The 23,011-nt window shown below is 54.0% G+C and carries 24 protein-coding genes; 19 read left to right on the top strand and 5 right to left on the bottom strand.

What is annotated here, in order from left to right:
• Positions 1–120: 120 nt before the first annotated feature.
• Together HNQ59_RS01885 and metH are read right to left on the bottom strand one after the other, a co-directional pair.
• Positions 121–948 (bottom strand): hypothetical protein, encoded by an 828-nt coding sequence (locus tag HNQ59_RS01885; protein ID WP_184034475.1) that lies wholly within the window; start codon positions 946–948, stop codon positions 121–123.
• A 374-nt stretch (positions 949–1,322) separates the two neighbouring features.
• Complete coding sequence (gene metH, locus HNQ59_RS01880) at positions 1,323–5,024, bottom strand: methionine synthase (protein WP_184034471.1); 3,702 nt, start codon at positions 5,022–5,024, stop codon at positions 1,323–1,325.
• Positions 5,025–5,351: 327 nt separating this feature from the next.
• On the opposite strand from metH, the gene HNQ59_RS01875 reads away from it, so the two are divergent.
• Positions 5,352–5,771, top strand: coding sequence for a type IV pilus assembly protein FimV (locus HNQ59_RS01875; protein ID WP_184034468.1), 420 nt, complete (start codon positions 5,352–5,354; stop codon positions 5,769–5,771).
• 1 nt (position 5,772) lies between these two features.
• On the top strand, positions 5,773–6,345 hold the full coding sequence (locus HNQ59_RS01870; protein WP_184034465.1) for a YqiA/YcfP family alpha/beta fold hydrolase: 573 nt from the start codon (positions 5,773–5,775) through the stop codon (positions 6,343–6,345).
• A 21-nt stretch (positions 6,346–6,366) separates the two neighbouring features.
• On the opposite strand, the gene HNQ59_RS01865 is transcribed toward HNQ59_RS01870, so the two are convergent.
• A complete protein-coding gene (locus HNQ59_RS01865; RefSeq protein WP_184034462.1) occupies positions 6,367–6,591 on the bottom strand; it encodes an RNA-binding S4 domain-containing protein in 225 nt (74 codons plus the stop codon).
• A 156-nt stretch (positions 6,592–6,747) separates the two neighbouring features.
• Positions 6,748–7,314: a DUF3617 family protein gene (locus HNQ59_RS01860; RefSeq protein ID WP_184034459.1), complete on the bottom strand. Its 567-nt coding sequence runs from the start codon at positions 7,312–7,314 to the stop codon at positions 6,748–6,750.
• A gap of 115 nt (positions 7,315–7,429) precedes the next feature.
• Between HNQ59_RS01860 and HNQ59_RS01855 the strand changes: the two genes are divergently transcribed.
• The 17 genes from HNQ59_RS01855 (at position 7,430) to HNQ59_RS01775 (ending at position 21,284) form a co-directional block, all read left to right on the top strand.
• Positions 7,430–8,161, top strand: a complete 732-nt coding sequence (locus HNQ59_RS01855) for a pseudouridine synthase (protein WP_184034456.1) — start codon at positions 7,430–7,432, stop codon at positions 8,159–8,161.
• 191 nt (positions 8,162–8,352) lie between these two features.
• Complete coding sequence (ttcA, locus tag HNQ59_RS01850; RefSeq protein ID WP_184034453.1) at positions 8,353–9,297, top strand: tRNA 2-thiocytidine(32) synthetase TtcA; 945 nt, start codon at positions 8,353–8,355, stop codon at positions 9,295–9,297.
• 26 nt (positions 9,298–9,323) lie between these two features.
• A complete protein-coding gene (locus tag HNQ59_RS01845) occupies positions 9,324–10,088 on the top strand; it encodes a polyamine aminopropyltransferase (RefSeq protein ID WP_246490808.1) in 765 nt (254 codons plus the stop codon).
• A gap of 92 nt (positions 10,089–10,180) precedes the next feature.
• Positions 10,181–10,687, top strand: a complete 507-nt coding sequence (locus tag HNQ59_RS01840) for an RNA pyrophosphohydrolase (RefSeq protein ID WP_184034447.1) — start codon at positions 10,181–10,183, stop codon at positions 10,685–10,687.
• A gap of 93 nt (positions 10,688–10,780) precedes the next feature.
• Positions 10,781–11,809 (top strand): SDR family oxidoreductase, encoded by a 1,029-nt coding sequence (locus tag HNQ59_RS01835; protein WP_184034445.1) that lies wholly within the window; start codon positions 10,781–10,783, stop codon positions 11,807–11,809.
• A 50-nt stretch (positions 11,810–11,859) separates the two neighbouring features.
• Positions 11,860–12,915, top strand: coding sequence for a dTDP-glucose 4,6-dehydratase (rfbB, locus tag HNQ59_RS01830; RefSeq protein WP_184034443.1), 1,056 nt, complete (start codon positions 11,860–11,862; stop codon positions 12,913–12,915).
• 46 nt (positions 12,916–12,961) lie between these two features.
• Entirely contained in the window at positions 12,962–13,837 is an 876-nt protein-coding gene (rfbA, locus tag HNQ59_RS01825) for a glucose-1-phosphate thymidylyltransferase RfbA (RefSeq protein WP_184034441.1), read from the top strand.
• Positions 13,837–14,382 (top strand): dTDP-4-dehydrorhamnose 3,5-epimerase, encoded by a 546-nt coding sequence (gene rfbC / locus HNQ59_RS01820; protein ID WP_184034439.1) that lies wholly within the window; start codon positions 13,837–13,839, stop codon positions 14,380–14,382. The genes rfbA and rfbC overlap by 1 nt, the downstream gene beginning before the upstream one ends.
• Positions 14,379–15,287, top strand: coding sequence for a dTDP-4-dehydrorhamnose reductase (gene rfbD / locus HNQ59_RS01815; RefSeq protein ID WP_184034437.1), 909 nt, complete (start codon positions 14,379–14,381; stop codon positions 15,285–15,287). The genes rfbC and rfbD overlap by 4 nt, the downstream gene beginning before the upstream one ends.
• A 146-nt stretch (positions 15,288–15,433) precedes the next feature.
• On the top strand, positions 15,434–15,661 hold the full coding sequence (locus HNQ59_RS01810) for a hypothetical protein (RefSeq protein ID WP_184034435.1): 228 nt from the start codon (positions 15,434–15,436) through the stop codon (positions 15,659–15,661).
• Positions 15,662–15,744: 83 nt separating this feature from the next.
• The gene (gene miaB / locus HNQ59_RS01805) at positions 15,745–17,088 is read left to right on the top strand and encodes a tRNA (N6-isopentenyl adenosine(37)-C2)-methylthiotransferase MiaB (protein ID WP_184034433.1); all 1,344 of its coding nucleotides are present in this window, start codon (positions 15,745–15,747) and stop codon (positions 17,086–17,088) included.
• Between the two features lie 72 nt (positions 17,089–17,160).
• Positions 17,161–17,514: a phage holin family protein gene (locus HNQ59_RS01800; protein WP_184034431.1), complete on the top strand. Its 354-nt coding sequence runs from the start codon at positions 17,161–17,163 to the stop codon at positions 17,512–17,514.
• Between the two features lie 165 nt (positions 17,515–17,679).
• Complete coding sequence (prpF, locus tag HNQ59_RS01795; RefSeq protein ID WP_184034429.1) at positions 17,680–19,206, top strand: 2-methylaconitate cis-trans isomerase PrpF; 1,527 nt, start codon at positions 17,680–17,682, stop codon at positions 19,204–19,206.
• Complete coding sequence (gloA2, locus tag HNQ59_RS01790) at positions 19,203–19,592, top strand: SMU1112c/YaeR family gloxylase I-like metalloprotein (RefSeq protein ID WP_184034426.1); 390 nt, start codon at positions 19,203–19,205, stop codon at positions 19,590–19,592. Before prpF ends, gloA2 begins: the two co-directional genes overlap by 4 nt.
• 2 nt (positions 19,593–19,594) lie before the next feature.
• Complete coding sequence (locus HNQ59_RS01785; protein ID WP_184034423.1) at positions 19,595–20,506, top strand: DUF1853 family protein; 912 nt, start codon at positions 19,595–19,597, stop codon at positions 20,504–20,506.
• Positions 20,503–20,961: a flavodoxin family protein gene (locus HNQ59_RS01780; RefSeq protein ID WP_184034420.1), complete on the top strand. Its 459-nt coding sequence runs from the start codon at positions 20,503–20,505 to the stop codon at positions 20,959–20,961. Before HNQ59_RS01785 ends, HNQ59_RS01780 begins: the two co-directional genes overlap by 4 nt.
• On the top strand, positions 20,955–21,284 hold the full coding sequence (locus HNQ59_RS01775; RefSeq protein ID WP_184034416.1) for a GIY-YIG nuclease family protein: 330 nt from the start codon (positions 20,955–20,957) through the stop codon (positions 21,282–21,284). The genes HNQ59_RS01780 and HNQ59_RS01775 overlap by 7 nt, the downstream gene beginning before the upstream one ends.
• Before the next feature lie 15 nt (positions 21,285–21,299).
• On the opposite strand, the gene pgi is transcribed toward HNQ59_RS01775, so the two are convergent.
• Positions 21,300–22,946 (bottom strand): glucose-6-phosphate isomerase, encoded by a 1,647-nt coding sequence (gene pgi, locus HNQ59_RS01770; RefSeq protein ID WP_184034413.1) that lies wholly within the window; start codon positions 22,944–22,946, stop codon positions 21,300–21,302.
• Between the last annotated feature and the right edge of the window lie 65 nt (positions 22,947–23,011).

The following is a 23,011-nucleotide window of genomic DNA, read 5'->3' as shown; positions in this document are numbered from 1 at the left end:
AGGTGGAAAAATGGCATTTTAGCTGGAGTTGCCAGAAAGAGGTATCCGCCCGTGATAGACGCCATGCCAACAAAAAAGCCATGGCGTGGCCATGGCTCTGATGTGGGAAGCCTATCCGGCTTATGTTTTCTTTTCCTTGCAGCTGCCATTCATGCACTGCACCATCAAACGCCGGCCTGAGCGGCAGTCCACTTCATACATCTGCTGCACACCTTCCTGACCAATCAGCCATGCAGCCCCGTGACAGTCTTGGCTGGCAGCGTACTGCTCGGCAACATATGACCATTCTCCAAATTTCCTGCTTTTGGCTCGCATGGGCGGGGAATTGTCTGCTTTGTGAGGAGGTATGACCTGACTCCGTTCGCCTGCCAGCTCCTTGGCTTCCAATAGCGCATGACGGAGCTTGTTCATTGCGTCTGCGCTGGCTCGTTTAGCAGAAAGAGGGAAATCTGATTTGAATTCACTAAATGAGGCATGACCAGCTCCCTGAGCGACATTTTGCCAAATTTGATTTCCCTCACTATCTGTCATCACAGAGCTGATTGTGACGGTGAAATCCGTTGGTGGCCAAGTGAACATGCTTTTTGAAGAGGAATGGGTTGAAATGGTAGGTGTCAATATCAAATCAATACCTCCAATTTTATTGGCTTCTGCAATGGAGCTGGCGGCTTGCACTTTGCTGAACACGTCACTCAACACGGAAGACAATGAAGCTTCCAAATCGCGGTATGGGAAATAGCTGACCTTATCGCCACCACCAGCTGCGGTGGTGACTTGTTTCGAGCGCTGCGCCTCAGTCATCACATAGGCAACGGTGCGGTTGATTTTGTCATTGGGCGATGTTGCTTTCACCGTGCCCGCCGCTGGAGTAATGACAATGCGGTGAGAGCAGCCCATCATGATGGTGGCGAGACTCAGTACGATGATCAGTCTGATTGAGTTGAGCATGGGGAAGTCTTTATTTATAAAATGAAAAATTATTGATTTTTATATGTTTTATAAAAATGTGATGGCTTGGTAATGGCCACACATTGGGATGGGGCGATTTTAAATCGCATGGCCGGAAGGTATAACCGGTGGAGTGGCAGCAAGTGTGGCATTCATTTATTAACCATGTGATGCCTTGTGTGCAAAGGATATGCTTAACTATGCCAATTGACAGATTATATTTGAATTAGCTAATGAAGCAATATTTTCATGTCTGAATGTATCCATTCAATGGGTTTTGTATTTCCATGTCATTAATTTTAATTGATTTATGATGATGCAATAAAAAAGCCCTTCTGAGCGAAGGGCTTGTGGTGTAGGTGGCGAATGAGAGATCAGGTGTTGTAGCCCAATATGGGTGCCAAGTCTCGCTCTGCCTGTGCAAAACTGACGCCACGTCTTTCCGCATAATCTTCAACTTGGTCTTTGTCGATTTTGCCAACGGCAAAATACTGGCTGGCAGGGTGACTGAAATAGAAGCCACTGACAGCAGCAGTGGGCAGCATGGCGTAGCCTTCGGTCAGGGTCATGCCGATGCTGGGGGCATCGAGAGCTTTGAATAGCGCTGTCTTGGCGGTGTGGTCTGGGCAAGCTGGGTAGCCAGGAGCCGGGCGGATGCCGACGTATTTCTCGTCAATCAACTCATCATTGTCGAGTCGTTCGTCGGATACGTACCCCCAAAGCTCGGTGCGGATCTTGGTGTGCATCAATTCTGCGAAGGCTTCCGCCAGCCGGTCTGCCAGTGCTTTGACCATGATGGCGCTGTAGTCGTCGTGGGCTGCTTCAAAGCGCGCCACATGGGGCTCGATGTTGAGGCCTGCGGTGACTGCAAAGGCGCCGAGGTAGTCTTGTCTGCCGGATGACTTGGGGGCAATGAAATCCGCCAGACAGTAATTGGGCTTGCCCTCGGCCTTTTGATTTTGCTGGCGCAGATTGTGCCAGGTCAGCAGGGTTTCGCCGGTATCGGGGTCGTAACATTCGATGTCGTCACCCACGCTGTTGGCGGGGAACAAGCCGATGACGCCATTGGCCTGCACCCAGTTCTCGTCGATCAGCTGTTTCAACATTTTCTGTGCGTCGGCAAACAGGCTGCGAGCCGTTTCACCAACGACCTCGTCGTCGAGGATGCGTGGGAATTTGCCGAACAGCTCCCATGCATTGAAGAAGGGGCTCCAGTCGATGAAGTTGGCAATCTCCGCCAGCGGGTAGTGTTCAAATCGCTTGACGCCAATGTGCTTGGGTTGTGGCGGGGCGTAGCTTTGCCAGTCGATCTTGACGGCATTGCCACGTGCTTTGTCCAGGCTGAGCAGCGGGGATTTTTCACGGTTGGCATGGATGGTGCGGATGTTGTCATACTCGGCAGCCAGCTTGGTGACGAACTCGTCTTTCAGTTCATCGGACAATAGATTGGAGCAGACGCCGACTGCACGCGATGCGTCTGGCACATAGACAACCGGCTGGGTGTAATGGGGGGCGATCTTGACGGCAGTGTGGACCTTGGAGGTCGTTGCGCCGCCGATCAACAAAGGGACATCAAAACCTTGCCGGGCCATTTCCTTGGCGACATGGCTCATCTCCTCCAAGGATGGGGTGATCAACCCAGACAGGCCTATGATATCAGCGCCAACTTCGCGTGCCTTGTCGAGAATGACCTGTGAGGGCACCATGACACCCAGATCGAATACCTGATAGTTATTGCATCGCAAGACGACACCGACAATGTTCTTGCCAATGTCGTGTACATCACCTTTGACGGTGGCCATGATGATCTTGCCTTTGGCTGGGGCATCCTGCAGGCCCAACCGGATCTTTTCCTCTTCGATGAATGGCTCCAGATATGCCACGGCTTGTTTCATGACGCGGGCTGATTTCACCACCTGTGGCAAGAACATTTTGCCGGCACCGAACAGGTCGCCCACATGGTTCATCCCGGTCATCAGTGGCCCTTCGATCACATTAATGGGGCGGGGGACTGACTGGCGGGCTTCTTCGGTGTCTTCGACGATATAGGTGGTGATGCCTTTCACCAATGCATGGGTGATGCGATCCTGCAGCGGGCCCTGGCGCCAGCTCAGGTCTTCAGTCTGGGTCTGGCTGGCATCGCCTTTGAATTTTTCCGCCAGGCTGATCAGATGCTCAGTGGCATCGCCACCATCTTTGGGGGGGCGGTTCAAAACGACGTCTTCAATGCGCTCACACAGTGCGGCTGGAATTTCCTCATACACCTCCAACGCCCCGGCATTGACGATACCCATCGTCATGCCTTGTTTGATGGCATGGTAGAGAAAGACGGCGTGGATCGCCTCACGAACCTTGTTATTACCACGGAATGAGAACGAGACATTCGACACGCCGCCGGATATCTTGGCGTGAGGTAGATTTTCCTTGATCCAACCCGTGGCACGGATGAAATCCAGGCCATAGAGAGCGTGCTCGTCGATCCCAGTCGCGACCGCAAAAATATTGGGGTCGAAGATGATATCTTCAGGTGGGAAGCCGATCTCATTGACCAAGATGTCGTAAGAACGTTTGCAGATCTCAATCTTGCGGGCAAAGGTATCAGCCTGGCCTTGCTCATCAAAGGCCATCACGATGACTGCTGCACCATAACGACGCACCAACTTGGCGTGGTGCACAAACTCGTCATAGCCCTCCTTAAGCGAGATCGAGTTGACAATGCCTTTGCCTTGCACGCACTTCAGGCCTGCTTCGATCACGCTCCATTTCGAGCTGTCGATCATGATTGGCACCCGCGAAATATCCGGCTCGGCGGCAATCAGGTTCAAAAAGGTGACCATGGCTTTGTGGGCATCCAGCATGCCCTCATCCATGTTGATGTCGATCACCTGTGCGCCGTTCTCGACCTGTTGCCGGGCGACATCCAGCGCAGTGGCGTAATCCCCCGCAAGGATCAGCTTGGCAAAGGCGCGAGAGCCTGTGACGTTGGTGCGCTCACCAACATTGACGAATAGATCGCGGTCACCAATATTGAAGGGCTCCAGGCCAGATAAGCGGCATTTCTTTTCGATGTCAGGCAATTGCCGAGGAGGGACCATTGCCAGTGTCTGCACCATGGCGCGGATATGGTCGGGTGTGGTGCCACAACAACCGCCGACGATATTGACGAAGCCCGCCTCTGCCCATTCCTTGACTTGTTCTGCCATGTCATCGGGCGTCAGGTCGTAACCGCCAAAGGCATTGGGCAGGCCGGCGTTGGCATGCACTGAGACATAGGCACTGGAAACCCGCGCCATCTCTTCCACATAAGGGCGTAACAGATCAGGGCCCAGCGCGCAGTTCAGCCCCATGCTGAGTGGCTCGGCGTGGCTCAACGAGTTATAGAAAGCCTCGGTGGTCTGGCCTGTCAACGTACGGCCTGATTGATCGGTGATGGTGCCGGAAATCATCACCGGCAATTCAAAACCCTGCTCATCAAAGAACTGCCTGATGGCGAACACTGCCGCTTTTGCGTTCAAAGTGTCAAAAATTGTCTCGACCAACAGCAGATCCGCACCGCCATCGACCAGGCCGCGAATCGCCTCGGTATAGGCCTCCACCAGTTCATCAAATGTAACGTTGCGGAACCCAGGATCATTGACATCGGGGCTGATGGAGCAGGTGCGGTTGGTGGGGCCGAGTACGCCTGCGCAGAAGCGGGGTTTGGACGGGTTTTTCTCCGTCTCCGCTTCGCATAGCGTTTTGACCAATCTGGCTGATTCATAATTGAGCTCATAGACCAACGCCTGCATGTCGTAGTCGGCCATTGCGACTGATGTACCATTGAAGGAGTTAGTCTCGATGATGTCGGCACCCGCATCCAGATAAGCCTGATGGATTGCTGAGATGATCTGCGGCTGAGTCAGCACCAGCAGGTCATTATTGCCTTTCAGATCGCTGGGCCAATCCTTGAATCGCTCCCCGCGATAGTCAGCTTCATCAAGCTCGTACCGTTGAATCATGGTGCCCATGCCACCATCAAGTATCAGAATGCGGTCAGCGAGCAGGCGTTTCAGTTCAGCGGTACGGTTCACAGGCATGTCAATGACTCTGGTGTAATGCAAATTGATGAAAGTTTTCAATTTTAGCATGGCAAACCACGCTCGAATGGTACAGGCTAAAGAAATGAAAGGTGTTCATTGGTATGCTTTCAATCGCATGTCTGGTATTTGACAGCCCCCATGGCCTGTTTCATGCTTTGAGAAATGCGAATTGAGGGCTGTACCCGGATGGTCAGGGTGAGTCCGGTCTCACGGCGCTGGTTGCCGTGCTATTTCCAGGCGGAAGCCTGCGGCTTTTTTCCGGTCGATCCCACAAGCAAGGAGATGCCGTGGCTGTTTGATACCAGCCATGGTGAAGTTAAGGTCATGGAACTTGGACAACAAATCATATGGGCGCTATGTGCAGTGCTGGTGCTGGCCATTCTGTATTGGCTGGTCAAGCGGCGTCGCGTCTGGAATCAGCGCTATGGGCCGTTGACCAAACTGGACCTGGTTGCAGAGGCTGAAATCCTGCTCCATTACAAGCGGTACTCAGAAGCGATTCAACTGCTGCTGGAAGCACAGCTGCGGGACCCGCGCAATATGCATGCCAAACTGCAGCTGCTACGTTGCTACGCTAAATTGAACAATCGTGACGAATTCGAACGGGTTGCGCGGGATGTTTATCCTGCGCTGATCCAGAACAAATTGATTTTGTGGGATAAAATTGCCAGGGCTGGCCGTAAGATGGACCCAGACAACCCGTTGTATCAGCCCAGCGGCAATACGCAGCAAGGGCGGTCCTGACATGATCATTTATCTACATGGATTCATGTCTGGCCCGGGCTCATTCAAGGCCACGCAGATGCGTGACTTCATGGCTGAACAGGGCTGGGCGGATGAGTACCAGTGCCCGAAGCTGTCACCCTATCCTGCGCAAGCGATGGCAGCGCTTTCGGAATTGATTGCGGCATTGCCAGTCAAGCCTGGCCTGATAGGAAGCTCATTGGGTGGATACTACGCCCTGTATCTGGCCAGAAAATTTGAATGCCGTGCGGTGTTGGTCAACCCTGCCATCAAGCCCTACCAAGATCTGCAACGGTTTCTGGGGCCACAAGTCAGCCCTTATACCGGCGAGGCATTTACGCTGACGGAAAGCCACATGGACGAGCTGAGGTCTCTGGAAACACCATCCCCTGAGCGGCTGGCAGACTATTGGCTGCTGACACAAACAGGTGATGAGGTCCTGGACTATCGATTGGCTGTGGATAAGCTGATGGGGGTCAACATGACTATCGAAGTGGGTGGGGATCATTCATTCGTGCACTTTGAGCGCCATCTGCGACACATTGTGAATTTCCTCACCCACGCCGGGACATGATGCCTCGGTGGCCTGGGAGATCTAGCCAGCCGGAGCCAGCACTCGAATGCGAGTACCCAAGCATTCAACCACCTGATTGGCGCGGATCTTAGCTGTCTTCCGGCTCTCTGGTTGTCCATCCACCCGGACTTCTCCGTTGGCGACCAATAGCTTCCCCATGCCGCCACTGTCTGCAATGCCGGTCAGTTTCAGCAGTTGATGGAGTTCGACAAAGTCGTCACGTAATTCAAATTCGATTTCAGTCATCAGTTTTCATTCAAACAAGCGATCAACGCACAGGGTAAGGGCTTATCCAGTTTGCTGCAATGTGTCGCATGCCCATCCACTGGGAAATGTATTCTGTCGGTCAGTTGGCCTGAAGCCTGTGTGAGTGCAGGCCATGAACCGCACCAGCAGGCAGGGCTATTGGCAGGTGGGAGCGATCCACCTGGCGCGCTGCTGGAAAGCCATGCTTCGCATCTTGCCGTCTTCGCCTTGTGTGGCGATGTTGAATGAGCTGGTATAAGCGTGCTCACCATCAAGCACGACATTGCCCGTGATTTCAGTGCGTGGGCCCTGTTCATTGCATCGCATGGTGAATGACCAGCCATCGCTTCGGGTTTTGATCTCTGGTTTCGAACAGTATGGCAAGGTTTCAACCTGCCCTTGGTTCAATGATTGAATTTGCTCTGCCCTTACGCAGACACGATTTGCGCCGTTGACGGATTCATGCTGGGCGCTCTGTCTGCCCATGGCTTGTTGTATCTGTGATTTGGTCTCCGCAGACATATTTTTTACCGTGCCCTGCTTTTTCTTTTGCTGCTCACGCATCCCTTGTGATTCTCGGTCGGTGCCTGCCACCTCGGTTTGCACCTGCCATAGCCCAAGTTTCATATTGGGGTAGGTCATGCCGATCTGTGGGCCCTGGGCTGAGGCCATCACACTGATCAGGCCTAATATGGCCATGGATAATTGTCGGGCATTCATCATGCCAGCTCCCAGTCATGTTGAAGAAAATGCCTTCAGCATACATGATCATGGGTATTCATGCGTTGACTGCTTGGCGGGGTACAATAGCGACCAATCAATTCAAGAATGATGTGGTATGGAACCTGTCCGATTGTCCAAGCGCATGGCAGAGCTTGGTTTATGTTCGCGCCGAGAAGCAGATGAGTACATCGCCAAAGGGTGGGTCAAGGTTGATGGTGTCATTGTCGATCAGCTGGGTAGCAAGGTGTTGCCGTCACAGAAGATCGTGTTGGATGCCCAGGCACGTGCTACGCAAAGCCAACGTGTGACCATCCTTCTGAACAAACCCGTAGGCTATGTGTCAGGCCAGGCTGAGCAGGGCTATAAACCTGCTGCCACCTTGATCACAGCCGAGCGGCATTGGAAGGAGGATCCATCGCGCACTCGTTTTCAACCCGCGCATCTGAAAGGGCTGGCGCCAGCGGGCCGCTTGGACATCGATTCTGTCGGCTTGTTGGTGATGACGCAGGATGGCCGCATTGCCAAGCAGTTGATTGGTGAGGACAGCGGAACGGAGAAGGAATATTTGGTCAGGGTGGAGGGAAAGCTCTCCGCAGATGGGTTGAAGAAACTCAATCATGGCCTGTCGCTGGATGGCCAAGCGCTGAAGCCGGCCAAGGTGTGGTGGCAGAACGAAGACCAGTTGCGGTTCATCTTGCGTGAGGGCAAAAAACGGCAGATCCGGCGGATGTGTGAGCTGGTCGGGCTTCGGGTGGTTGGGCTGAAACGGATTCGTATTGGCAAAGTCATGCTGGGGAACCTGCCACCTGGACAATGGCGTTATCTGTCGGCAGATGAATCATTCTGAAAACGGATTTCCATCTGAATAGAGCCAGGACGGAATGGTGAGAAGGTCGAAAAAGTGATGGATTTTCGGTAAAATACGATTGATTTCTTAAAGTTAGATTGCGCGGCTTTGGTTCAGGCCATTTGGAGCGGAGCACGTAATCGCATGGCGGGGCGAAAGCCCCGTTTGATTTTTTCAGGACAGCAGGCACGATGGAAAGCATAGCTCAGACCGCAGAAACTGATGTAGCCCGTAAAGCGGAATACAACGCCAATAAACTGGCCAAACGCCTACGACACGCAGTCGGCGAGGCGATCAATGATTTCAACATGATCGAGCCGGGTGACAGGGTCATGGTGTGCTTGTCGGGCGGCAAAGACAGTTATGCCATGTTGGACATCCTGCTGAACCTGCAAAAACATGCTCCCATCTCCTTCGAATTGATTGCGGTGAATCTGGATCAAAAGCAACCAGGCTTCCCAGCACATGTCTTGCCTGATTATCTGGCCAAGATAGGGGTGCCATTCCGGATCATCGAGGAAGATACCTATAGCATCGTCAAACGCGTGATTCCAGAAGGGAAGACCACCTGCGGGCTATGTTCAAGGCTGCGGCGGGGTATTCTCTACCGCGTGGCGGACGAACTGGGGGCTACCAAAATCGCCTTGGGGCACCATCGCGATGACATGTTGGAAACGCTGTTCTTGAATATGTTCTATGGTGGCAAATTAAAAGCCATGCCCCCCAAACTGGTATCAGATGATGGTAGGCATATGGTGATCCGTCCGCTGGCTTATTGTCGTGAGAAGGACCTGGAAAAATACGCGGTGATACGTGAATTTCCAATCATTCCCTGCAATCTGTGCGGTTCCCAACCTAATCTTCAACGGCAGGTTGTGAAGGAGATGCTGAACCAGTGGGATAAGAAATTCCCAGGACGGATCGAAACCATGTTCACCGCTTTGCAAAATGTCGTTCCTTCTCATCTGGCAGACCCGGATCTGTTCGACTTCAAAACGTTGAAGCCAACTGGGGAAGCCAATCCGGATGGTGATAAGGCATTTGATCGAGAATCATTTCAAGACCCCATACCGGCTGAGTCGGTGGTGACATTTCCCAATGTCCTTGCCAGTAAACGTGAATCCGGCTGCGAATAGACATGGGCTTGTTTGGAAACAAACGGTTGCATAAATCAAAGGGACAGCTAGGTCAGGTGGATGTCAGTGAAGAGAAGGGCATCCGCTCACTGCATCTGGGCTCTATCACCGTTCAAAGCTCGATGAAGGTGTCCTCCCCCGACGAACTGGTGTTGGAGTACACACGCTGCATGATGGGCTTTCTGCTGTTTTGTCCGCCTCCTCAACGTGCAGTGACGATCGGTCTGGGGGGCGGGTCGGTCGTGAAATGGATACATCGGTATCTGCCAATGACGCACAACACCGTCGTTGAGATCAACCCTCAAATTGTACAAGTGGCGCGCTCTATGTTTTTTGTGCCCAATGATGATGAGCAGCTGCAAATATTGATTGATGACGGTGCAAATTACATTGCAGGGCGCGATGAAATTGCGGATGTGATATTGGTGGATGGCTATGATGGCTATGAAATCGTCGAGCAGCTCAATACCGAGGCGTTTTATCAGCATTGTCGAGATGCATTGACCGAGAGTGGTGTATTGGTTGTCAATCTATGGGGGAATCATCGGCTATTCGATACCTGGCTGCAGCGTATTGAACGTGTCTTTGAGGGCCATGTAGCCTGTCTGCCTGCCCAGACAAAAGGTAACGTTGCCATCTTCGCTTTCAAACGCGCGCAGGGAAATCCGAAGTGGGTAGCACTTCGGGATCGGGCAAGAAATCTAGAACAACAGTACGGCCTGGAATTCCCAGTATTTGTCAGTCAGCTGGGTAAACTCAACATGCATTCGGATAAGCGTCTGCTGATATAGATTCGGTGATTCAAGGGTCTGTAGTTACAACGCTTTCCAACCCTTCCGAAATGTGAAAAAATCAAGCTAACTACACATTTTGGTAATTTACCATGCTCGACAAGGACGGCTATCGCCCCAATGTCGGCATCATACTTTGTAACGCCAGAAATCAGGTTTTTTGGGGGAAGCGGATACGCGAACACTCTTGGCAGTTTCCACAAGGTGGCATCAAGCCCGGGGAGTCACCTGAGCAAGCGATGTACCGAGAGCTGTTGGAGGAAGTCGGCCTCGAATCGCGCCATGTGCGTATTCTTGGTCGGACCAAGGACTGGTTGCGTTACAACGTGCCGACCAACTGGATTCGCCGCGAATGGCGCGGCAGTTATAAAGGGCAGAAGCAGATCTGGTTTTTGCTCAGACTGGTCGGGCGAGATTGCGATGTCAGTCTACGCAAGACCAACCACCCGGAGTTTGATGCGTGGCGCTGGAATGATTACTGGGCGCCGGTCGAGAGCGTGATCGAGTTCAAGCGTGATGTGTATGCACAGGCGTTGAAAGAGCTCGAACGCTATTTGATCGCGGAGCATTATCGGGCGCGTCATGGTGAATCCCGTTGACAACGAAAGGGCTGGCCGCTGGCCAGCCCTTTGTTTGCTATAAAAGAATTCTCAATCCGATCATAGGCGGCCTGCAATGGCCGTGCCTCGTTTATGACTGCATACGTAAGCCTTTGCCAACATCTCACCACGCATACCTACCGCTGGCTCGTCACTGGTGCCGCAGGTTTCATTGGCTCAAACCTCGTCGAAACCCTGTTGAAACTGAATCAGCAGGTCGTTGGGCTGGATAATTTCGCAACCGGACACCGTCACAATCTGACACTGGTTTCACAGGCTGTGAGCCCATCTCAATGGGAACGGTTTGTATTTATAGAGGGTGATGTCCGAGACTTGGCGGCCTGCCAGCAGGCAGCTTCGCAGGTCGACTATGTATTGCATCAGGCAGCGCTGGGTTCGGTCCCTCGCTCATTGGAGGACCCAATCACCAGCAATGCGGCCAATATCACTGGTTTTCTGAATATGCTGGTTGCGGCGCGTGATGCGAAGGTCAAGCGCTTTGTCTATGCCGGATCGAGCTCGACATATGGTGACCACCCTGCTTTGCCCAAAGTCGAAGATGCCATTGGCAAGCCGCTTTCTCCCTATGCCGTGACCAAATTCGTCAATGAGCTATATGCGGATGTCTTTGCGCGTAGCTATCAGATGGAGGTGATCGGCTTGCGGTATTTCAACGTGTTTGGGCCGAGGCAAGACCCCAATGGCGCCTATGCTGCTGTGATTCCCAAGTGGCTGTCCGCCATGATCAAGGGAGAGACTCTGTATGTGAATGGAGATGGTGAGACCACACGTGATTTCTGCTACATCGCCAACACGGTGCAGGCCAATTTGTTGGCTGCAACGACATCCCAAGCCGATGCGACCAACCAAGTCTATAATGTGGCTGTGGGCGGGCGTACCAGCCTGAATCAGTTGTTGGCCATGATGCAACGGGTATTGTTACCACATTATCCCCATCTCGCCAGTTTTCAACCTGTCTACCGGCCTTTCCGCGCCGGAGATGTACGTCATTCTCAGGCCGATATTGGCAAAGCACGGCAATTGCTTGGCTTTGAGCCAAGTCATACCATTGAGCAAGGACTTCAAGAAGCCATTGACTGGTATATGAAATCGCTTGTTTAGTTAGTATTGATGAGCAAAAGAATAGATTTAAGTCCAGAAAGGTTTATTGCGTGATTCTCGTTACAGGCGGTGCCGGTTTCATCGGCGCAAACTTTGTCCTCAATTGGTTGGCTCAATCCGATGAGCCAATCCTGAACCTCGACAAGCTGACTTATGCGGGTAACCTCGATAATTTGAGTGCGCTCTCAGGTGATGCCCGCCATGTTTTTGTGAAAGGGGATATCGGTGATCGGGGTCTGGTCGATCAACTGCTGGCGACACACCGGCCCCGTGCGGTATTGAATTTTGCTGCTGAGAGCCATGTTGATCGGTCCATCCACGGCCCGGAAGACTTCATTCAGACCAATGTGGTTGGTACTTTCCATCTGCTTGAATCCGTGCGTGCCTATTGGATGTCATTGGCTGCTGGAGACCAACAACAGTTCCGATTTCTGCACGTTTCCACTGACGAAGTGTATGGCTCGTTGACTGCTGATGCACATCCGTTCACAGAACAACACCGGTACGAACCGAATAGTCCCTATTCCGCATCCAAGGCAGCCTCTGATCATCTGGTGCGCGCGTATCACCATACTTATGGCCTGCCGGTGCTGACTACCAACTGTTCCAACAACTATGGGCCGTATCATTTCCCGGAAAAACTCATCCCATTGATGATCCTGAACGCGTTGTCTGGCAAGCCGTTGCCTGTTTATGGGGATGGGCTGAATGTACGGGATTGGTTGTATGTTGCAGATCATTGTTCTGCGATTCGTACCGTACTGGCGGGGGGGGAGTTGGGCGAGACCTACAATGTGGGTGGATGGAATGAAAAAACCAATATCGAGGTGGTGACTACAATCTGCCGCATTCTGGATGAGCTGCATCCAAGACAGGATGGCCAGTCTTATGCCGACCAGATCACCTATGTGAAGGATCGGCCAGGGCATGACCGACGTTATGCTATCGATGCGCGTAGACTTGAGCGCGAGCTGGGATGGAAACCGTCTGAAACCTTTGATTCAGGTATCCGTAAAACAGTCCAGTGGTATCTCGATCATTCCGAGTGGGTGGCCAATGTGACCAGTGGCGCATATCGTGACTGGATGGACAAACACTACGGCTAAGTCATAGGCAATACAAGGTACAGGAATCAGGAAGGATAGGTAAGGCATGAAAGGAATCATTCTGGCCGGTGGGTCTGGCACACGGCTGCACCCTATTACACAGGCTGTATCCAAGCAGCTGCTGCCGATCTACGACAAGCCGATGATCTATTACCCGCTCAGCACACTGATGCTGGCGGGCATCAGCGACATTCTGTTGATTTCCACTCCACAGGATACGCCCCGATTCCAGCAGTTGCTGGGGGATGGCCACCAGTGGGGGATGAATTTCGAATATGCAGTACAGCCGTCGCCAGATGGGTTGGCACAGGCATTCATCATTGGTGAATCGTTCATTGGTGATGACCGATGTGCGCTGGTGCTGGGGGATAATATTTTCTACGGCCACGATCTGGCGGCCCGCCTGCAAGCCGCTACTGCCAAGGAAGATGGCGCGACTGTCTTCGCGTATCCGGTGACTGATCCGGAGCGATATGGCGTGGTGGAATTCGACGAGCAGGGGCGTGCGATCAGCTTGGAAGAAAAACCCAAGGAACCCAAGTCCCGATACGCTGTGACCGGTTTGTATTTCTATGACCGACAGGTCATTGATATTGCAAAAACCATCAAGCCATCTGAGCGTGGTGAGCTGGAGATCACCGATGTCAACAATCGCTATCTGGCACAAGGGCAGTTGGATGTCGTCACCATGGGGCGTGGCCATGCTTGGTTGGATACAGGCACGCATGAATCCTTGATTGAAGCAGGGTTGTTCATCCAGACCATCGAAAAGCGCCAGGGCTTGAAAGTCGCCGTCCCAGAAGAAATAGCTTACCGGATGGGGTACATCGATGCTGAGCAAGTCAAACGGTTGGCGAAGCCACTGGCAAAAACAGGCTATGGGCAGTACCTGTTACGAATGATTGATGAGAAAGTTTTCTGATGCAGGTTATTACCACACGTATTCCTGATGTCAAAGTGCTCGCCCCCAAGGTGTTTGGCGATGAGCGCGGTTTTTTCTTTGAAAGTTTCAACGAGCGCCTGTTCCGTGAATTGACAGGGGTTATCACCCCCTTTGTACAGGACAACCACTCGCGGTCTGCAAAAGGGGTGCTACGCGGATTGCACTACCAGATCCAGCATGCCCAAGGTAAGCTGGTGCGCGTGGTCGTGGGTGAAGTATTTGACGTGGCGGTGGATATTCGTCGGAGCTCAGCCACCTTTGGGCAATGGGTAGGCCAGACCCTGTCCGCGGAAAACAAGCACATGATGTGGGTGCCACCCGGCTTTGCGCACGGCTTCATCGTGGTATCCGATGTGGCGGAATTCCTCTATAAAACCACCGACTATTGGTACCCGGAACACGAGCGGGCCATTGCCTGGAACGACCCGCAGCTGTCCATTCCCTGGCCGCTGGAAGGTGAGCCGACCTTATCAGCCAAGGATCTGGCAGGCGTACCGCTGGCGCATGCAGAGGTCTACTCATGAGATCACCAATCATTCTGGTCACGGGAAAAGATGGTCAGGTCGGTTGGGAGTTGATGCGCAGTTTGGCGCCATTGGGAAAAGTAGTCGCCTGCGGTCGCCAGGATGTGGATCTGGCGAATGCACACCAGCTTCGTGATCTGTTACGGACCATCAAACCTGCGTTGATCGTCAATCCTGCCGCATATACTGCTGTGGATAAGGCGGAAAGTGATATATCCACTGCCCGTGCGGTCAATGCGACTGCCGTAGCGGTGATGGCAGAAGAGGCAAAGCGGTTGGGTGCTGCTGTGGTGCATTACTCAACAGACTATGTTTTTGATGGCAGTAAGGCTGCACCATATGTCGAAACGGACACGCCCAGCCCGCTCAATGCCTATGGACGCACCAAGCTGGAAGGGGAGCAAGCATTGATGGCTGCAGGTATCCCTTACCTGTGTCTGCGCACGAGCTGGGTGTATGGAATCCGTGGTGCAAATTTCATGCGCACCATCCTCCGCCTTGCTCAAGAGCGTGAGGAGCTGAAGATCGTGGCCGACCAGATCGGAGCCCCGACATGGAGCCGGTTGATTGCCGAAGCAACCGCGCAGATTCTGGCGCAGTGCTGGGTAAAGGCCCCTGACAGCCTGGCAGACTGTTCCGGCCTCTACCACTTGACAGCAGCTGGTGAGACAAGCTGGTATGGATATGCACAAGCCATTCTGGCTGGAGTGCGCCAATTGCCCGGTTGGCAGCAACGCGACTTGGCTGCTCTGTTGCCGATCCCATCGACGGAGTATCCCGTGCCAGCCAAACGCTCTGGGTATTCCGTGCTGTCCAATCAAAAGCTGAATACTCAGTTCGGCCTGTCATTGCCTGACTGGCAGGACTCGCTGGATGATGTATTGGCAGCCATGGGCGAGAGTTGAACCGGTAAAAGCAGGTTCTGCCAGCATTGTTTCGAGCGCATGCTGCATGGCGGAGCGTATGCTCATATCAGCCAGTTACTTGAAATAACGTTGACAGAACCTAAAGTGGAAGGAAGATACTGTCTCTTTTTCCAATGTGATTTGGTATGGCTGTCAAAGAAAAACAAATTGTTCGTATTATTCCTGCTCGCCTGACATCGTTCCCGCCAGAAACTGCCCGTTATTTTGATCGCCGTAAAGGCATGGTCGAAGAGATCTATGTTCCAATTGGTGATACCCATCCACGTGCCCGGGTTCGTTGGTTTGCCAAGCATCCTACGGATCGAGAGAAAGAGATCGAGCATCTCTTGGAAGACCTTGAGCCCGTTGTATAGCTGACCATCCTATATCTGATTGATATTTAGGTGCTTTTCATGATATCTTCCGCCGATTTCGCGGAACGCCGGTATTTTTGCAAATGACCAAGAAGATTTTTATCAAGACATTCGGCTGCCAGATGAACGAGTATGACTCGGACAAGATGGTGGATGTGATGAATGCCGCCGAGGGCATGATCAAGACTGACAATCCGGAAGAGGCGGATGTGATCTTGTTCAACACCTGTTCCGTGCGCGAAAAGGCCCAGGAGAAGGTGTTCTCTGACTTGGGGCGCATCAAGCATCTCAAACAGCAGAATCCGAATCTGGTCATTGGCGTGGGCGGTTGCGTGGCCAGCCAGGAGGGCGATGCCATCGTCAAGCGCGCGCCCTATGTAGACGTGGTCTTCGGCCCACAGACACTCCATCGTCTGCCAGAGCTGATCGCTGAGCGCCAGCAAAGCGGGCGGTCACAAGTGGATATCTCCTTTCCAGAGGTAGAGAAATTCGATCACATGCCGCCAGCCAAGGTGGAAGGCGCAACGGCTTTTGTCTCCATCATGGAGGGGTGCTCGAAATACTGTAGTTTCTGTGTTGTGCCATATACCCGTGGTGAAGAGGTGTCCCGGCCCTTTGAGGACGTGCTGACCGAAATCGCCGGGCTGGTGCAACAGGGCGTGAAGGAAGTGACCCTGTTGGGGCAGAACGTCAATGCCTATCTTGGCCGCATGGCAGATGGTGAGATCGCCGATTTTGCCTTGTTGCTGGAAGTGGTTCACGAGATTCCAGGCATCGAGCGTATCCGCTATACCACCAGCCATCCCAAGGAAATGACCCAACGTCTGATCGATTGCTACGCCACGCTGCCGAAGCTGGTGTCGCATCTGCATCTGCCGGTGCAGGCGGGGTCGGATCGGGTGCTGATGAATATGAAGCGCGGCTATACGGTGCTGGAATACAAATCGGTGATTCGTAAGCTACGTGCAGTTCGCCCAGACCTGAGCCTGAGCTCGGATTTCATCGTAGGCTTCCCTGGTGAGACAGAGGCTGATTTCGAAGCCACCATGAAATTGATCGAAGATGTCGGTTTCGATACATCGTTCTCGTTCGTCTACAGCCGCCGCCCAGGCACCCCTGCTGCGGAGCTGCAGGACGATACCCCGCAGGATGTCAAGCTGAAGCGCCTGATGCGGCTGCAAAAGCGCATTGAAGACATGGCGCAGGATATTTCCCAGCGCATGGTCGGCACTACTCAGCGTGTCCTGGTTGAAGGTTTGTCCCGTAAAGATGATAGTGAGCTGGCGGGCCGCACCGACAACAACCGCGTGGTCAATTTCGTTGGCAACCCACGCCTGATTGGCCATTTCGTCGATGTCCGCATTACAGAAGCCTTGCCGCACAGTCTGCGCGGTGAAGTCGTCACAACCGAGTCTGTCGAGGCATAATAGCGGCTGGGGAGACCCAGCCTGCCTGACGGCCTTTTCTCAGGCGGGTAACCACCAAGGAAGCCCGCCATCTTGAAACCATTTGCTGCCTGGATCGTCAACACGGTTTGCCTGTTGTTGGTCACCCAATTAGTGCCAGGTATTTATCTGGATGGCTGGGTGCGTGCGCTGATGGTCGCATTGGCGCTGGGCTTGCTGAATACCTTTGTCCGCCCCGTCTTACGTCTGCTGACGCTTCCTATCACATTGTTGACATTAGGATTGTTCATACTGGTGCTGAATGCTTTGCTGTTCTGGCTGGTGTCCTATGTGATCAAAGGGTTTCATGTGGCAGGCTTTGGTGCTGCTTTCTGGGGTGCAATGGTGTATGGTGTACTGTCTTGGCTTGCCAGCGTGATGTTGTTGGGTGATGGCCCGCGACGCTGATGTTTGGTTTGAGACCTGCTACGTAGTATCAGCTGGTCAAATCATCATGTCAGGCAGCATGTATTCAAGTGTGAGAGTGCGTCAGCCAGCTCCGTCTGGGGCGTTGAGCGGCTGATATGTGATGAATTCTTGGTGGTGGCCTGGGCCACCCCTGTTAAGCGATCGATGAATCAACTGAAGATACCCGCCGTGCTGATGCGCGGCGGTACGAGTAAAGGTTTGTTTTTTCGTGCCGATGTGTTGCCTGCCGACCCGGCCTTGACCAATCGCATCCTGCTTCGCGCCATTGGTAGCCCTGACCCCTATGGCAAGCAGATGGATGGCGTTGGCGGGGGAACCTCCAGCACCAGCAAAGTCGTGCTGGTCAGCCCGTCGAGCCGTGATGATGCCGATGTGGACTATCTGTTTGGTCATGTTTCCATCGAAGATGGCTTGATCGACTTTTCCGGGAATTGTGGCAATCTGACCGCAGCAGTGGCGGCTTTTGCAATTGAAGAAAAAATGGTCAAGGTCGAGGATGGCGAGGCGGTTGTCCGCATCTGGCAGGCCAATATCAACAAGTTGATCTTGGCTCATGTACCTGTCCTGCATGGCATGCCGGTTGTCGAGCAGGATTTCTGCTTTGATGGTCTACCGTTCCCTGGGGCTGAGATCAAGCTGGTGTTTCTCGACCCTGCCGGCGGTAGCGCAGGTAAGTTGTTTCCCACCGGCAACAAGACCGATACATTGGATGTACCCGAGCTGGGCAAGATCAAAGTCACCATGATCGATGCGGGCAATCCTACCGTTTTTGTCAAAGCTAAGGATGTAGGGCTGACAGGGCTGGAAAGTCAGGCGGAAATCAATCAACACGTAGATATCCTGAAACAGCTGGAGAGCATCCGTGCCCAGGCTGCCGTTGCCATGGGGCTGGCAGCCAATCAGGAAGAGGCCACTGCAAGCCGACCGGCGACGCCCAAGATCAGTTTCGTGGCCAAGTCTGCGAATTTTGTTGCAGCGGGTGGAAAGGCTGTAGAGAAAACTGCTTATGATATCTCGGCCCGCATCATATCAATGGGTAAATTACACCATGCCTACACGGGTACCGGCGCGATTGCACTGACAGTTGCGGCATATGTGCCTGGCACCGTTGTGTCGCAGACCATTGGCAAGGCGTTGGACCCGTCACGTAGCCTGCGTTTTGGCCAGCCCTCGGGCGTGACAGAGATGTCGGCGGAGGTGGCCGGAAAGGGGGTGGATTGGACGGTTGCACAGGTCGTGATGCGACGGAGTGCCCGGCGCCTCATGGAAGGCAATGTGCTGGTGCCGATGCCGCCCGAGCTGGCACCGCCACCCAGATCTGCTGCCGAGGTATCGAACGAGCCCAATGTGTGGGTTGAAACCAAGCCATTAGGCAAAGCGCCGAGCAAGCAAAGAGACAAACTCAAGGAAAAACCCAAGGAGCAGAATCGCACCAAGGGTAAGTCCAAAAAGCCCAGTAAGACCACTTCTCCTGTAGCAGAGGAGACCACGGAAGAGCGATTGCCTACCGCTGCTGTCGAAGCTCCCATGCCGCTCTCGGTGGAGCCGATGCCAGCAGAAGCGGCTGATCAGCCGGAAGCTGCTGATGTGGCGGAGGCCAATGGTAAGCCCAACAAGGCTCGCCGCCGTCGCCGTCGTAAGCCCAAAGCAAAAGCCGGTGAGCCCGCATGATCGGCTTGTCCGGCATTCACCATGTGGCGCTGATTTGCAGCGACTACACGCGATCCAGGCATTTCTATACTACTGTATTGGGATTGCAGATCATTGCAGAAACCTGGCGAGCTGAGCGCCAGTCTTGGAAGCTGGATCTGGCGCTGCCTGATGGCACTCAGCTGGAGCTGTTCAGCTTCCCTGAGCCGCCCAGCCGCCCCTCCCGTCCAGAGGCCTGTGGGCTACGGCATCTGGCCGTGGCTGTTACGGATCTGGATGCGGCACTCGCCCATCTGGCTGATCACCAGGTGGCAGCAGAGCCGGTGCGGATCGATGAACTGACAGGGCGCCGCTTTACATTCTTTCAGGACCCAGACGGCCTGCCACTGGAGCTATACGAGACCTGACCATGAATCAGACCGCCGGACTGTTGAATGGGCTGACAGATGTCCATGTCCGCAATCTGGCTTGGCTGATAGGTTCCTCGGGGCTGTCATCGGCACTGCCCGGTGCCGAGCAGGCTCACTGTATTCCTGACCGCTGGTTTCACCAACAATATCAAGAGCTGGCGTGTTGGCTCGCTACCCTGCAGGCCAATCCAGCTGCGCTACATACATTCATCGCGCCAACCTCCGCTGCGCGGCTTGGCTATTATGTCGAGGCCTTGCTGCGATTTCTGTTCAGTCATGCGCCTGGCTTTCGGCTGTATGCCGATCATTTGGTGATCAAACGCGAAGCACTGACCATTGGTGAGATTGACTTTCTGACGGCATTGCCTGTGTTGGGTCTGACCCATGTCGAGTGCGCATTCAAACTGTTTCTGCAGACCGGTCAGCAGTTGGACAGCATGATCGGCCCCAACCCTATTGATCGATTCAGCCTGAAATGGGCCAGGCTGCGCGATCATCAATTACCCATGTCACAGCGGCCCGAGGCATTACCGCTGTTACCTTGCCGCCCGGATCAGTCACTGGCTTGGTTGAAAGGGTGGTTGTTCTATCCCAGGGGATCATGGCGGGATGTACAAAAAGCCCATCCTCATGGTTGGTGGGCCAGCTGGCAAGCGGGGTGGGCAATCACAGAGCTGAACCCGGCCAGTCGTTATGCCTGCCTGCCGAAGCTGTATTGGATTGCGCCGGTAACCAGCCAGCAGGTCACCCCGCTGTCTTTGACGGCGTTGGCTGCGGCGCTGGCCGACAGCATGCTGCAACACCCCCATCCAATCATGGTGGCAGAGTTGGAAAGAAATGATGCGCAGGATTGGGTCGAGCGCAATCGCGGCTTTGTGGTGCCACCCAATTGGCCGGGCATCGGGCAATGAAGCATCTGCTGATCGTATATGCCAGCCAGACCGGCCATACCTTCATGATGGCTGAGTCCGTGCGGCGTGGCGCCATGCAGCTCGCTGATGAGGTCGAGACGCGCATGTTGCCAGCATTGCAGGCGGGTTTGGACGACCTGCTATGGTGTGATGCGCTGTTATTGGGGACGCCAGAGAATTTCGGCTATATGGCTGGTGCGCTCAAAGATTTCCTGGATCGGACCTATTACCCCGCACAGGGTCAAGTCGAGGGCCTGCCATTTGCGGTATTCATCAGCGCGGGGAATGACGGAACAGGGGCGTTGACAGCCATTGAGCGCATCGCACGGGGCTACCCGTTGCAAAACATGGCACCACCCATCATTTGCAAAGGTGAGTTGACGGCCATGGTGTTGTTGGCCTGTGAAGAATTGGGCGCAACGGCTGCGGCTGGATTGAGTTGTGGCCTATGGTAGCGGATTGGCAGAATCATCCGGCGGGGCAGTGGGTGGTCTATATCCTGCAATGTGTTGATGGATCACTGTATACCGGCGTCAGCAATCACCTGCCTCGGCGGATACGTGAACACGAGCAAGGCACGGGCGCGCGGTACACCCGTGGGCGTGGCCCATTGACGCTCCGATATGTGGAGCCGGTCGAAAGCAAAAGCCAGGCATTGAAGCGTGAGCGGGCCATCAAACAGCTGACGCGCAGCCAGAAACTGGCCTTGATCGAGGCGGGAGAGGGTATCGACAGACCGGCCCGCCACGTATGCGGCGAGTCGGTCTCCACAGGCTGACAAACCAGGCAGGGCCTATACCTTGGCACGTTGCTTGTAGTAGTTGATCAATCGGTTGGTTGAGCTGTCGTGGTGCTGTGCCGGCAAAGGGTTCATCAGCTCGGCGTGGATGGTCGTTGCCAATTGCTTACCCAGCTCCACCCCCCATTGGTCGAAGCTGTTGATGCCCCAGATCACGCCCTGAGTGAAGATCTTGTGCTCATACAACGCAATCAGTGCCCCCAGGGTCTTCGGGTCGAGGCGGTGCAGCAGCAAGGTATTGGAGGGGCGATTTCCCTCGAAGACCTTGTGCGGCAGCAGTTTGGCGGCCTTTTCACCTTCAATGCCCTGTGCCAACAGCTCGGTGCGCACCTCGGCCTCGGTTTTGCCGCGCATGAAGGCTTCGGCCTGTGCAAAAAAGTTGGCCAGCAGAATCTGATGGTGATCGGGCAGGGTGCTGGGGTTTTCGATCGATGCGATGAAATCGATCGGTATCAGCTGTGCGCCCTGATGCAACATCTGGAAGTACGCGTGCTGGCCGTTGATGCCAGTCTCACCCCAGATGACGCCGCTGGTCTGGTAATCGACGCGGCTGCCATCCAGCCGGATGGATTTACCATTCGACTCCATGTCCAGTTGTTGCATGTAAGCAGGCAGGCGGTGCAGGCTTTGGTTGTAAGGCGCAATCACCTGGCTGGCGGCACCGTGGAAATTGCCGTACCAGATACCCAGCAGCGCCATGATGACCGGCATGTTCTTTTCCAGCGGCGCATTGCGGAAATGCTGGTCCATCATATGCGCGCCGGTCTGCAATGCCTGGAAGTGTTCCTTGCCCAGCAACAGTGCGATAGGCAGGCCGATTGCGGACCACAGGCTGTATCGGCCCCCTACCCAGTTCCAGAATTCGAACATGTTGTTGGTGTCGATGCCGAATTCGGAAACGGCCTTGGCATTGGTCGATACCGCGACAAAGTGCTTGGCAATGGCCTTTTCATCTCGCGAGGAGCGCAGGAACCAGTTCCGTGCCGTGTGGGCATTGGTGAGCGTTTCCGAGGTGGTGAAGGTCTTCGACTCGATCACAAACAACGTGGTGGCGGTGTGACATTTCCGCAGCACATCGACAATCTGTGCGCCATCGACATTCGACACGAAATGCATGTTGAGGCGTGGATGACCATATGGCTTCAATGCCTCACAGACCATCAGCGGGCCCAGGTCAGAGCCGCCAATGCCGATATTGACGATATCGGTGATCGGCTGCCCGGTGTAACCCAGCCACTCACCATGCCGCACGCGGTCACAGAAATTGCCGATGCGGGCCAATACCGCATTGACCTTGGGCATGACATCTTCGCCATCCACGTAGACTGGCGTATTGGCACGGTTGCGTAGTGCGGTATGTAGTACAGCCCGGTTCTCGGTGACATTGATCTTTTCACCTGAAAACATGGCGGCGATGCGCTGCGGCACGTTTTCTTGCTTGGCCAGATCAATCAGCTGGCGCAAGGTCTGATCGGTGACACGGTTTTTCGAATAATCGAGCAACATGTCACATACTTCGATCGACATCCGCTCGGCACGCCCTGGGTCATGAAGAAACAACTCACGCAGGTGCAGATGGCGTGTCTGCTCATAGTGGGCCTGCAGCGCAAGCCAGGCAGGAGATTGGGTTAGGCTGGACATCGTGATTCCCATGCAGGTTCCGCTGACTCGACAAGCCAGCCAGAACAAGAAATACATTCGAATCC

Source organism: Chitinivorax tropicus, assembly GCF_014202905.1.
In the GTDB taxonomy this organism is placed as follows: domain Bacteria; phylum Pseudomonadota; class Gammaproteobacteria; order Burkholderiales; family SCOH01; genus Chitinivorax; species Chitinivorax tropicus.
This window is presented reverse-complemented; position numbering and strand designations above follow the sequence as displayed.